The organism is Capnocytophaga sp. oral taxon 324 str. F0483 (assembly GCF_000318315.2).
Classification (GTDB): Bacteria; Bacteroidota; Bacteroidia; order Flavobacteriales; family Flavobacteriaceae; genus Capnocytophaga; species Capnocytophaga ochracea.
This window is the reverse complement of record NZ_KB291482.1, coordinates 80700-92133: the sequence shown is the minus strand read 5'-3', so window position 1 is coordinate 92133 and position 11434 is coordinate 80700. Positions and strand designations below refer to the sequence as shown.

Genomic DNA, 11434 nt, shown 5'->3' with positions numbered 1-11434 from the left:
TCGGGGGTTCGGGGGCTTTTGTCACTCGTCATTCGTCATTATTGGCTTATATCTCCTCTCATTTTCTCATTCTCTCATTTCCTCATTAACCATTAACCACTAATCATTTATCATTAATTTAAATTTGGTGGTTGAGTATTAAATTCGTACCTTTGCACTCTATTATATCACGTAGCAAGTAAATGAACAATAACACCCCCTATCATACTCCTGTACTCTTAACGCAAAGCATTGAGGGACTGAATATCAAAGATAATGGCACTTATGTCGACGTTACCTTTGGTGGGGGAGGGCATTCGCGCGAAATCTTAAAGCACCTCGGTAAAAACGGACGCCTCTATGCGTTCGACCAAGATGCCGACGCCCTTAATAATACCATCGATGATGAACGTTTTACTCTTATTCAGCAAAACTTTAAGTATCTGCGTCAGTATTTGCGCTTTTATGGAGTAACACAAGTAGATGGGGTTTTGGGTGATTTTGGGGTTTCCTCTCACCAGTTCGATGTAGCTCAGCGTGGTTTCTCTACTCGTTTTGAAGGAACACTCGATATGCGTATGAACCAGCAAGCTCCTCTTTCAGCCCAAGAAGTCGTCAATGAGTATGGCGAGATAGAACTCACTCATATCTTTTTTCAATATGGCGAACTGAAAAATGCCAAAGCGATAGCCCGTGCCATAATCAGTTACCGAGAGCAGAAGCCAATACGCTTAGGTAGTGAACTACAAGAGGCAGTAAAAGCTCTTTTGCCTAAATTTAAAGAGAACAAAGTGTTAGCACAAATCTATCAAGCCATTCGTATAGAGGTAAATGCCGAAATAGAAGCTTTGGAATCATTTTTGCTACAACTCCCTGCCGTAGTCAAGCCCCAAGGGCGTATCAGCCTTATCAGCTATCATTCACTCGAAGACCGCTGTGTAAAACGCTTCATTCGAGACGGACAGTTAGAAGGAGCTCCTGAGAAAGATTGGTATGGCAATGTGTCAGTACCCTTTAAAAAAGTAGGCGGTCTCATCACTCCTGATGATACTGAAATAGCACAAAACAGCCGTGCCCGTAGTGCCAAACTCCGTATCGCCGAACGTTTAAATTCATAACTGAAAAAAAAATGGGAAAAGCCACTGATGAAATAAAGAATATATTGCGAGGAAAATTTTTGGTAGAAGGTAAAGAAGCTACCCGAAATTGGTTCTTCATAAGCTTCCTTTTTGCTTTGGGAGTTATAATGATAGCCAGCTCGCATATGGTAGACCGCAAAGTGCACCAAATAGCTAAGCTCAACGACGAAGTAAATGAGCTCAAGAGTGAATTCGTCGATGTGCGTTCGCGTTTGCAGAAAGTGCGTTTGGAGTCTTCGCTTTTAGAACAATTAGAAAGTAAAGGACTCAAACAACCCGAAAAACCACCACAAAAAATAAAGGCAATTGTAGAAGAGTAATCTTTGAGATAATAGATAATACAAGTAGAAAGAAGCATTGGAAAAAAACGATAAAAAGATAACATCGCGCACTTATTTGGTAGCCATTATGATGCTACTGATGATAGGTGTCATTGCGGTAAAGCTCATAAAAATACAAATTGACGGTGATGAGTATCGCGCCAAAGTAGACGAAACTACCTTGAGAGAAGCTGATATTATCCCCAGTCAAGGTAATTTGTATTCTGATGATGGTAGCTTGCTTGCCACTTCGGTAACTCGGTATGATATCCGTTGGGACGGTATTGCGCCTTCCAGAGCTAATTTCAATAGGTATGTAAAACCCCTCAGCGATTCGCTTTCGCGTATGTTTGGAAAACCTAATAGCTATTACTTAAATCTCTTTAAAAAAGAACGTAGCTTAAAGAATCGCTATATGCTCGTAGCCACTAATCTGGGTTATAGCGAGTACTCCCGAATCAAAAAATTTCCCCTCTTCAATAAAGGTCCTTATAAAGGCGGTATTATCGTCGAGCGCAATATAAAACGCGAATATCCATTAGGTGGGATTGCACACCGCAGTATCGGCTATGCCCGTACTGATGAAACAGGCTATACTACCCGTGTAGGTTTGGAAGGTGCTTATGCCAGCTATTTGTTAGGAACCAAAGGTCGACGCGTAGAACAAAAAATAGCACAAGGACAGTGGAAACTTGCCAGTGGTTTTAATATCATCGAACCTAAGGACGGCTACGATGTAGTGTCTACCATCAATATCAATATCCAAGATATCGCTCACCACGCTTTGCTTACACAACTTAAAAAATACAAGGCTCATCACGGTTGTGTGATAGTAATGGAGGTGAATACAGGTGAGATAAAAGCTATTTCTAACTTAGAGCTGAATACTAGAAACGATACATATTCTGAGCGTTATAACTTTGCTATTGGTGAAGCACACGAACCTGGTTCAGTCTTCAAACTGATGACGGTAGTAGCCGCTATGGAAGCCCGCAATATCGATACGACTTATGTGGTAGATATCAAGGAAGGAAAACAACAGTATTACGATAAGACCTTTCAAGACTCTCAACATAGGTTTACAGGAAATATAAGTCTGAACAAAGCTTTTTCGGTCTCTTCTAATGTCGGAATGACTGAACTCGTGCATAGTCTCTTTTCAAAGTCTCCTTCTGATTTTACTACCAAGCTCATTCAAATGAACCTAAATCAACCCTTAGGCTTACCTATTTTAGGTGAAGGGATTCCCTATATTCCTACACCTCGCGACAAAATATGGAGTGGGGTAACGCTTGAGTCAATGGCAATAGGTTACTCCGTAAAGATTACTCCTTTGCAAAGCTTGGCTTTTTATAATGCAATTGCCAACGGGGGAGTAATGGTCAAACCTCGAATGATAAAAGAAGTAAAGGAATGGAATAAAACAGTAGAGAAGTTTAATGTAGAGATTATCAATGGTAAAATATGTTCTAAACAAACAGCCGACCGTGCCAAGGGACTATTGGCTAATGTAGTAGAACGTTCCTACGGTTCAGGGCATCGCCTCCATTCTCCCGATTTCTCAATGGCAGGTAAAACAGGTACAGCTCGTAAGAACTATGCTAGCGCCGATAAGAGTAAGCTTAGCTATATATCTTCATTTGCAGGCTTTTTTCCTGTTGATAACCCTAAATACTCTTGTATAGTGGTAATTCACGAACCCGATAAGAGTGTAGGTTTCTATGGTGCCGATGTATCAGGACCTGTATTTAAGAGTATTGCTCATAAAATCTATACCAATTCGCTGTTGATGGATACGGTAGAAAATGTAGATAAAATATCAGCGAGTACCACAACAAACTACGAAGATTACTACACCAAAGCTGCTAAGTACAAAACCATAATGCCCGACCTTAGTGGTATGAACGTAATGGACGCTGTTGCTCTCTTGGAGAATATGGGCTTACGAGTGAAATTCTCAGGTGAAGGTAAAGTAAGCGCACAATCAATTGCCAAAGGCACTAAAGTGCCCCGCAATATAGTAGTTGTGTTACAATGTGGCAAATTAGAGAATTAACATTATGAACTTAAAAACATTACTTAAAAACATCACTATAAAAACTTCCCTTTATGTGGAAGATAAAGATATCACCTCTGTTTGCTTCGACTCTCGAAAGATCGAAAAGGGAAGTATGTTTGTTGCCATCACGGGTACGCAATCTAACGGACACGAATACATAGACCAAGCTATACGCAGTGGCGCTACTGCCATTGTATGTGAGCAATTACCTCAACAGCCCTTGCCTGATGTGAGCTATATAGTAGTTTCCAATAGTCATAGTGCTTTAGCCTTGATTGCAGCTAACTTCTATGGCAATCCTTCCGAAAAACTTACCTTAGTAGGCGTAACAGGTACTAACGGAAAGACTACTATTGCAACGTTACTCTACCAATTGTTTAGAAAAGCAGGACAAAAAGCGGGGTTACTCTCCACAGTGGCGGTATACGTAGACGACCAGCGCTTTGAAGCAACTCACACCACCCCCGACCCTCTTCAACTGAATCATTATCTGCACTTAATGGTAGAACAAGGGGTGAAATACTGCTTTATGGAAGTGAGCTCTCACGGCATCGACCAGCATCGTACTGAAGGGCTACAGTTTGCAGGAGGTATTTTCACTAACCTCACCCGTGACCACCTCGACTATCACAAAACCTTCGCTGCCTATCGCGATGTAAAAAAGCGCTTCTTTGATGCGTTACCCGCTACCGCTTTTGCCTTAGTAAACAACGATGATAAGAATGGGGCTTTTATGTTACAAAATACCAAAGCTCAAAAGAAAACATACGCACTCAAAACTCACGCAGATTATAAGGCATATATCATTGAGAGTAGATTTGACGGCTTGCTGTTGCGCATCAATCAGCACGAGGTATGGACAAAACTCATAGGTGAGTTTAATGCCTATAACCTTTTGGCGGTATATGCTACAGCTACTCTATTGGGTATTGACGAACTCGAAACGCTTACTCTTATCAGTGCCATAGAACCTGTGGCAGGACGTTTTCAGTATGCAGTATCGGCTACGGGAGTGATTACCATAGTGGATTATGCTCATACCCCCGATGCCCTTGAAAACGTTCTGAAAACCATTAACGATATACGCACTCACAACGAGACCCTCACTACTGTAGTGGGCTGTGGAGGCAATCGCGACAAAGGTAAACGTCCTATAATGGCTGATATAGCTACAACTCTCAGCGATAATGTAATCCTCACTTCCGACAATCCTCGAAACGAAGAACCTGAGACTATTCTTTCCGAAATGGAACAAGGGGTACAGCCACAGCACTTCTACAAAGTACAAACCATCACCGACCGTCGTCAGGCAATACAATCTGTTTGTAAGAACGCTCAAAAAGGCGATATCATCCTCATCGCTGGTAAGGGACACGAAACTTACCAAGAAATAAAAGGCGTTAGATACCATTTTGATGACTTTGAAATCGTACGGGAATACTTGGAGCTCTATAAGAAATAAGATTAGGTTTTAAGAGGGGAGTTTTTAAGTATTTACATCATTATAAAATTAAACTTTTCCAAGAACTTAAAGCTCTTGGAAAAGTTTATTATGCCACTACTTTGCTTTAAGATTTAAATTGTGTATATTTATTTTCCTTTTACGACGTTCATTAAGATAAAAAAAACTCCAACTTTGTTGGAGCTTTTTTCGTGACCTCGACAGGATTCAAACCTGTAACCTTCTGAGCCGTAATCAGATGCGCTATTCAGTTGCGCCACGAGGCCATTGTTGTTCTTGTTTTACGGGTGCAAAGGTACGACCTTTTTTGAAACCTGCAAACTTTTTAACAACTTTTTCACAAATTATTTTCTTCTTACTTTACTTGTACTCTCCAGCCGAAGGGGTCTTCTGCTTTGTTATACTGAATGTTAAGTATTGCTTGTTTGATTTTATCGGTATATAATTCAGCAGGACGGTTTACGCTGTAATCTTTGCCTTTGTAGCCAAATCCAGATATAGGGCTAATTACTGCTGCCGTTCCACAACCAAACGCTTCTTTCAATTCACCTTTTTCAGCTGCTTCGATAAGTTCGGTTACTTTCACGGGGCGTACTTCGGTTTTGATACCTAATCTTTCGGCTACTGCAATGATACTTTTACGAGTTACTCCATCGAGAATACGCTCACTAGTAGGGCAAGTAACAAGGGTGTCACCAAAACGGAACCATAGGTTCATTGTACCTGCTTCTTCTAAGAATTGGTGAGTAGCATCGTCTGTCCACATCACTTGTTGATACCCTTCATTGGCAGCTTCCTGAGTGGGGAAAAACTGACCTGCGTAGTTACCTGCTGCTTTAGCAAAACCAAAACCACCATTAGCAGCACGGCTATAATAGTCCGCTATTTTTACTTTTACATCGCCTTTGTAGTAAGCTTGTACAGGGGCAGTAATAATCATAAAGAGGTAATTTTTAGCAGGAGCTGCTTGCACGCCAGCAGTAGTAGCAATCATAAATGGGCGCAAATAGAGGGCATTGCCAAATCCAGGTTTTATCCACTCGCTATCGATATCTACAAGAGTGCGGAGTGCCTTATCAAACCATTCTTCGGGGAACTCAGGCATTGCCAAGCGTGAGCAGGATTTGTTGATACGTTTGTAGTTTTCTTGCGGACGGAATAGAAAAACGTGTCCATTGTCGTCCTTATAAGCTTTCATTCCCTCAAAAACAGCTTGTCCGTAGTGGAATACGCTTGCCGAAGGCTCAAGGGTTATAGGAGCATAAGGTTTGATGGTTGGGTTTTGCCACTGTTCATCTTTGTATTCGCAGATGAACATATGGTCGGCAAAAGTTTTACCAAAACTCAGTTTTGAAAAGTCTATTTGGTTAATACGACTTTCTTTTACTTTTTCAATCTTTAAATTCATATTGTTTTAGTTTTTGATTCTGTCTAAATTTTTGTCAAAGGTACAAAATATTTTTTAACTTTGTCACGTAAAATACAAAAATCTTTACCTATATTTTTCAACACACTAACTATTAAACGATTACTTGTTATCTTTTATCTTTTACCTGAATAATGACTCACGAACTTATAAAAACATCTGATGGCTCTACCAGCCTTTATATTCCACAGTTAGACGAGACCTATCACTCAGTACACGGCGCGCTTCAAGAAACTCAGCACGTGTTTATCAAGAACGGACTGCAATTATTTGACCATCAAAGTATCTCTATCTTAGAAATTGGCTTTGGTACGGGGCTCAACGCTTTGGCTACTTACAAAGAGCACGAATCCTTGCAACTCAACATTCATTACGAAACGGTAGAAGCCTATCCGCTTTCGTGGGACGAAGCCTCACAGATGAATTTTTCGCAATTGCTGAACGATGTTACACTTACTCCTGTCTTTGAACAAATGCATCGCTGTATCTGGGACGAACCAGTGTCACTTTCTTCCTCTTTTAGTTTCAAAAAGCGATTACAACGTTTTGAAACTATCAACGATACCGATACTTTCGACCTTATTTATTTCGATGCTTTTGGGGCGCAAGTGCAACCCGAATTGTGGCAAGAAGCTATTTTCCAACGAATGTACACTGCCCTCAAACGAGGAGGCTATTTGGTAACCTACGCCGCCAAAGGCTCTGTGCGTCGTGCAATGCAGGCTTGTGGCTTTACGGTGGAACGATTGCCTGGTCCGCCTATGAAAAGGGAAATGTTACGCGCTCACAAGGATTAAAGCCTAGATGTCCGTTTTCTACATACAAAGAAAAAGGTATATTGTTTGTATACAGCGTTCCCGTGCCTAAGCCTTGGGGCATTGGGTTGCGAAGTGTGTACGTCCACTGCGCAATGGCATTAAGCCCTATGTTGCTCTCCAAAGCCGATGTTACCCACCAACCTATACCCAATGTTTCGGCAAGAGTTATCCATTCTTCAGAACCACTATAACCTCCTATGAGCGAAGGTTTTAAAATGATATACTGCGGTTGTATCTCTCTCAGAAGTCGTTGTTTTTCTTCCCTTGTAAATATCCCTATCAGCTCCTCGTCGAGGGCAATAGGCAGAGGTGTTTGTTCGCATAGTTCAGCCATTGCTTCCCACTGTCCTGCGCGTATAGGCTGTTCAATAGAGTGCAATTGCAAAGTAGCCAAGCGTTCTAAATATCTCAGTGCTTCAGTTGCTTGAAACGCACCATTAGCATCTACCCGTATTTCTATATCGCTTGCCGAAAACTCATTGCGCAAGGCTTTTAAAATGCGATATTCTTCTTCAAAGTCAATCGCTCCTATCTTCATTTTGATACAGCGAAAACCCTGAGCGAGTTTCTCTTTTATCTGCTCTTTCATAAAGTCTGGAGAGCCCATCCAAATGAGTCCATTAATAGGTATAGCGTCTTTTCCCTTCGTAAAGTTCGAAGGAAAGAGCTCGTACCAGTGTGGAGCTGCTACCGACCTAAAGGCTTGTTCCACACCAAATTGTATAGACGGAAAAGTCTTGAGCTCTTCTAATAAAGCCTTTTCTCCCAAGTGTAAGTGTTGTTCTACCCATTGCAATTTAGCCTCATAATCAGGTACGTCATCGGCACTAAGCCCACGAAAGAGGTTGCATTCTCCTATGCCTTTTTTGCCCTCTTGTTCTATTACCAAAAAAAAGGTCTCTTTGGAGGTAAGAACCCCTCTTGATGTCCCCGAAGGACGTTTAAAATTGAGAATGTGTTTAATCATAATTTGGTGCGAGCCGCACGAGCATTTTATCAATTTGCTAATTTTCTAATTGCTAACTACTAATTTTCTATAGTTTTTATCTATTTGTATCAATTCGACTGTGGTATAAGTATTAGGCAAGTATTTTTCAACCTTTTCCGCCCATTCAATAAAACACCAATCGCCCGAATAGAGGTATTCTTCGAAGCCAATATCAAAAGCCTCTTCCTCGTTTTTAATACGGTAGAAATCGAAGTGGTAAATACGACTATCAGCACCTTCATAAGGGTTCACAAGGCTAAAAGTAGGGCTACTCACATTGTCTGTACTACCTAAGGTACGCACCAAGGCTTTGATGAGTGTTGTTTTGCCAAATCCCATTCCTCCTCTGAAAATCACCACTTTGCAGTGTAAGTGAGGAAGAAGTTTTTTTGCAATTGTATCAATGTCCGCTAAAGTGTAGGTAAATTCCATAACGTTATTTTTGAGGGCAAAGGTAGCAAATAATTGCGAATGACCTTCGTTCGACATTGAAAAGAATTTTTAATGTTATATACAAAAATCTTAAAAAATCAAAAAATGGAAATTAACTGAATTATAGAAATTATATTATTTTTAACTATTGTATATCAAGTGTTTATATACCTTTTGTATAACAATCTTCCAAGATTCGTTCAAGGTTCCTATAAGCTTCCTATAAGCTAAGTATAAGTTATCTCTTAACTTTAAAAGTTCTTTTTATTTTAAAAAATATTCTTTTTTTCTTTTTTGTTTTCAAAAACTTTCGTATCTTTGACCCAAAATTAGTAGTTACTAATTGTTATTGTCAATTATTCATTGAATATGATATATATAGAATTATTAATCGTGCTCCTCGCTATCTTTATAGGAGCGAGAGTAGGAGGTATCGGGCTCGGTATCTTCGGTATGATAGGTTTAGGAATTCTGGTCTTTTGTTTCGGACTCAAACCTGGTAATCCGCCTATTGATGTAATGCTTATCATTGTAGCAGTTATTACAGCGGCTGCTACCTTGCAAGCAGCGGGAGGTTTAGATTATTTGGTGAAGGTAGCCGAGAAAATTCTGCGCAAAAATCCCGCTATGATTACTTTCTTTGCGCCTGTAGTCTGCTACTTTTTTACTTTGTTTTCAGGCACAGGTCACATAGCCTATTCGCTTTTGCCTATCATCTCCGAAATTGCTACCGATAGCAAGGTACGCCCTGAGCGTCCCCTTTCTATATCGGTAATAGCTTCGCAACAGGCTATTACAGCCAGCCCTATTTCGGCAGCTACAGCCGCTTTACTTTCAGCTGAGCTCTTAGGTAGTAAAGGTATTACGTTAGGTAATATTCTGATGGTGTGTATCCCCGCTACGATTATCGGGGTGATTGTAGGCGCCATAGCCGTGAGTTTTATGGGCGTTCCTCTCGAAAAAGACCCTGAATACCAACGCCGTTTACGTGAAGGTCTTTTAGAAAAAGAAAGTCATACCGCTTCGCAAATGACCGGTAAAGACCTGCAAAGAGCCAAAACGTCAGTGATTATATTCCTTATAGGAGTCCTCTCTATCGTACTTTTTGGTTCTATTGATAGTCTCCGTCCATCTTTTGAAGTAGGAGGTGAGAAAGTACAGATGGGAATGACCCAACTCATCGAAATTATAATGATGTCTATCGCTGGCTTGATGATTATCTTTGCTCGAGTAGACATCAATAAAGCAGTAAAAGGCTCGGTATTTATTGCAGGTATGCAAGCCGTGATAGCTATTTTTGGGATTGCTTGGATGGGAGATACCTTTTTCAATGGCAATATTGAGTTCTTCAAAATGCACATCGAACAAATAGTTACTCAATATCCTTTCCTCTTTGCAGTAGCCCTTTTTGTAATGTCTGTTCTTTTATTTAGTCAAGCCGCTACGGTACGAACTCTTTATCCGTTAGGGATTGCCTTAGGTATTCACCCAATGGCAATGATAGCAATGTTCCCTGCTGTGAATGGCTATTTCTTTGTTCCTAACTACCCAACGGTAGTCGCTGCTATCAATTTCGATAGAACAGGCACCACACGCATAGGCAAGTATGTACTGAACCACTCGTTCCAAATACCCGGTTTTGTATCAACCATTGTAGCCATAGCCGTGGGTTATTTAATCATAATGTTTATGTAACTCCATAATAATTATATTCTATGAGAAAACTATATTTGATATTTATATTTTTAATAATTTTACCTACTGTTTCTTTCTCACAAGTAAAAGTAGTTTTAGAAAAACCAAAAGTAGACAAACGCATTGAACTACTTAGTATTGTGTTTCGTCTTGCAGGAGCTTTTGAATACAATATGAATAATTTTAAAAGCTATACCGATGTTATAGAAAATCATTATGCACCTTATAAAGATCATAGACTCATAACTTTTACTAAAAAAATAAGAGACGAAAATAAAATTGCTTTTGATGCAGTAATGGAGATGGCAATTTATTTAGATGATAATCTGAATTTATTAAAACCTTATCATCGATGGGGTGATGAAAATGTAGCTACCTTTGTGTATTTACTTAAGGCATTTTATAAAGATACTAAGAGTCGACAATTTTTTAAGAAAAGCAAGAATATATATGCAGAAGCAAGCAAACGCTTTTTGCCTATCTATGATAAGATAGATACAAGCTGGTTTATGTCTTTTTATGGCAAACCTCCTAAAGATGATTTTTTAATAGTAAATGCCTTAGGGAATGGAGGTGCTAATTATGGTATTTCTATAGAATTACCTAAGCAAAATCGAAAAGTATATGCTGTTATGGGGGCTTGGATTACTGATGATAAAGGAATGGTTACTTTTGAAATGACAGATTATTTTCCAATACTTATTCATGAATTTGCTCATTCGTTTGTTAATGAACTTTTAGATAAGAATCCTAGTCCTTTTCAGGAGAGTGGAAACCAAATATTCGAATTTGTGAAAGATAAAATGAGAGAAAAAGCATATAATGATTGGCATACAATGCTTAATGAAGCTTTGGTCCGAGCAAGTGTTATTAAGTATATGAAAGATCATCTTTTTTCTCAACAAGAAATTGAAAAAGAAATAAAAGAGCAGAAAGCATTAGGCTTCTATTGGATTGAAGATTTAGTTTCTGAATTAGAAAAATATGATACTGAAAGAGCTTATTATCCTACACTGGAGAGTTATATGCCTTGTCTTGCAGAAGCATATAAAGTATTTGCTCAAAAGCTACCTACTAATTCTCAACTCTCAACTCAAAACTAATAACTAAAATTAT

The 11434-nt window shown here is 39.5% G+C and carries 10 protein-coding genes and 1 tRNA gene; 7 read left to right on the top strand and 4 right to left on the bottom strand.

Going from position 1 to position 11434, the window contains the following annotated elements:
* Positions 1 to 182 precede the first annotated feature (182 nt).
* From rsmH to HMPREF9072_RS00925, 4 genes are all read left to right on the top strand, one after another.
* The gene (gene rsmH, locus HMPREF9072_RS00940; protein ID WP_009410072.1) at positions 183 to 1097 is read left to right on the top strand and encodes a 16S rRNA (cytosine(1402)-N(4))-methyltransferase RsmH; all 915 of its coding nucleotides are present in this window, start codon (positions 183 to 185) and stop codon (positions 1095 to 1097) included.
* Between the two features lie 11 nt (positions 1098 to 1108).
* Positions 1109 to 1438 carry an FtsL-like putative cell division protein gene (locus tag HMPREF9072_RS00935; RefSeq protein WP_002671172.1) on the top strand — a complete coding sequence of 110 codons (330 nt, stop codon included), beginning with the start codon at positions 1109 to 1111 and terminating at the stop codon, positions 1436 to 1438.
* A gap of 88 nt (positions 1439 to 1526) precedes the next feature.
* On the top strand, positions 1527 to 3494 hold the full coding sequence (locus tag HMPREF9072_RS00930; protein WP_009410071.1) for a penicillin-binding protein: 1968 nt from the start codon (positions 1527 to 1529) through the stop codon (positions 3492 to 3494).
* A gap of 4 nt (positions 3495 to 3498) precedes the next feature.
* A complete protein-coding gene (locus HMPREF9072_RS00925; RefSeq protein ID WP_009410070.1) occupies positions 3499 to 4959 on the top strand; it encodes a UDP-N-acetylmuramoyl-L-alanyl-D-glutamate--2,6-diaminopimelate ligase in 1461 nt (486 codons plus the stop codon).
* A gap of 192 nt (positions 4960 to 5151) precedes the next feature.
* On the opposite strand, the gene HMPREF9072_RS00920 is transcribed toward HMPREF9072_RS00925, so the two are convergent.
* Together HMPREF9072_RS00920 and HMPREF9072_RS00915 are read right to left on the bottom strand one after the other, a co-directional pair.
* Positions 5152 to 5225 (bottom strand) — tRNA-Arg (locus HMPREF9072_RS00920).
* 89 nt (positions 5226 to 5314) lie between these two features.
* Complete coding sequence (locus HMPREF9072_RS00915) at positions 5315 to 6367, bottom strand: branched-chain amino acid aminotransferase (RefSeq protein ID WP_009410069.1); 1053 nt, start codon at positions 6365 to 6367, stop codon at positions 5315 to 5317.
* A gap of 152 nt (positions 6368 to 6519) precedes the next feature.
* Here HMPREF9072_RS00915 and mnmD point away from each other — a divergent pair, with 152 nt between their 5' ends.
* On the top strand, positions 6520 to 7182 hold the full coding sequence (gene mnmD / locus HMPREF9072_RS00910; protein WP_009410068.1) for a tRNA (5-methylaminomethyl-2-thiouridine)(34)-methyltransferase MnmD: 663 nt from the start codon (positions 6520 to 6522) through the stop codon (positions 7180 to 7182).
* On the opposite strand, the gene HMPREF9072_RS00905 is transcribed toward mnmD, so the two are convergent.
* Together HMPREF9072_RS00905 and tsaE are read right to left on the bottom strand one after the other, a co-directional pair.
* Positions 7145 to 8170: an o-succinylbenzoate synthase gene (locus tag HMPREF9072_RS00905; protein ID WP_009410067.1), complete on the bottom strand. Its 1026-nt coding sequence runs from the start codon at positions 8168 to 8170 to the stop codon at positions 7145 to 7147. The two genes, mnmD and HMPREF9072_RS00905, sit on opposite strands and share 38 nt — an antisense overlap.
* Before the next feature lie 45 nt (positions 8171 to 8215).
* Positions 8216 to 8680, bottom strand: coding sequence for a tRNA (adenosine(37)-N6)-threonylcarbamoyltransferase complex ATPase subunit type 1 TsaE (tsaE, locus tag HMPREF9072_RS00900; protein ID WP_009410066.1), 465 nt, complete (start codon positions 8678 to 8680; stop codon positions 8216 to 8218).
* A gap of 312 nt (positions 8681 to 8992) precedes the next feature.
* On the opposite strand from tsaE, the gene HMPREF9072_RS00895 reads away from it, so the two are divergent.
* Entirely contained in the window at positions 8993 to 10318 is a 1326-nt protein-coding gene (locus tag HMPREF9072_RS00895; protein ID WP_009410065.1) for an anaerobic C4-dicarboxylate transporter family protein, read from the top strand.
* A gap of 20 nt (positions 10319 to 10338) precedes the next feature.
* The gene (locus HMPREF9072_RS00890) at positions 10339 to 11421 is read left to right on the top strand and encodes a DUF4932 domain-containing protein (protein WP_009410064.1); all 1083 of its coding nucleotides are present in this window, start codon (positions 10339 to 10341) and stop codon (positions 11419 to 11421) included.
* The last annotated feature ends 13 nt before the right edge of the window (positions 11422 to 11434 follow it).

Bases quoted from the DNA above. Each gene is read 5' to 3' on its own strand.
- rsmH (WP_009410072.1), top strand. From the start codon at position 183: ATGAACAATAACACCCCCTATCATACTCCTGTACTCTTAACGCAAAGC.
- HMPREF9072_RS00935 (WP_002671172.1), top strand. From the start codon at position 1,109: ATGGGAAAAGCCACTGATGAAATAAAGAATATATTGCGAGGAAAATTT.
- HMPREF9072_RS00930 (WP_009410071.1), top strand. From the start codon at position 1,527: ATGATGCTACTGATGATAGGTGTCATTGCGGTAAAGCTCATAAAAATA.
- HMPREF9072_RS00925 (WP_009410070.1), top strand. From the start codon at position 3,499: ATGAACTTAAAAACATTACTTAAAAACATCACTATAAAAACTTCCCTT.
- HMPREF9072_RS00915 (WP_009410069.1), bottom strand. From the start codon at position 6,367: ATGAATTTAAAGATTGAAAAAGTAAAAGAAAGTCGTATTAACCAAATA.
- mnmD (WP_009410068.1), top strand. From the start codon at position 6,520: ATGACTCACGAACTTATAAAAACATCTGATGGCTCTACCAGCCTTTAT.
- HMPREF9072_RS00905 (WP_009410067.1), bottom strand. From the start codon at position 8,170: ATGATTAAACACATTCTCAATTTTAAACGTCCTTCGGGGACATCAAGA.
- tsaE (WP_009410066.1), bottom strand. From the start codon at position 8,680: ATGTCGAACGAAGGTCATTCGCAATTATTTGCTACCTTTGCCCTCAAA.
- HMPREF9072_RS00895 (WP_009410065.1), top strand. From the start codon at position 8,993: ATGATATATATAGAATTATTAATCGTGCTCCTCGCTATCTTTATAGGA.
- HMPREF9072_RS00890 (WP_009410064.1), top strand. From the start codon at position 10,339: ATGAGAAAACTATATTTGATATTTATATTTTTAATAATTTTACCTACT.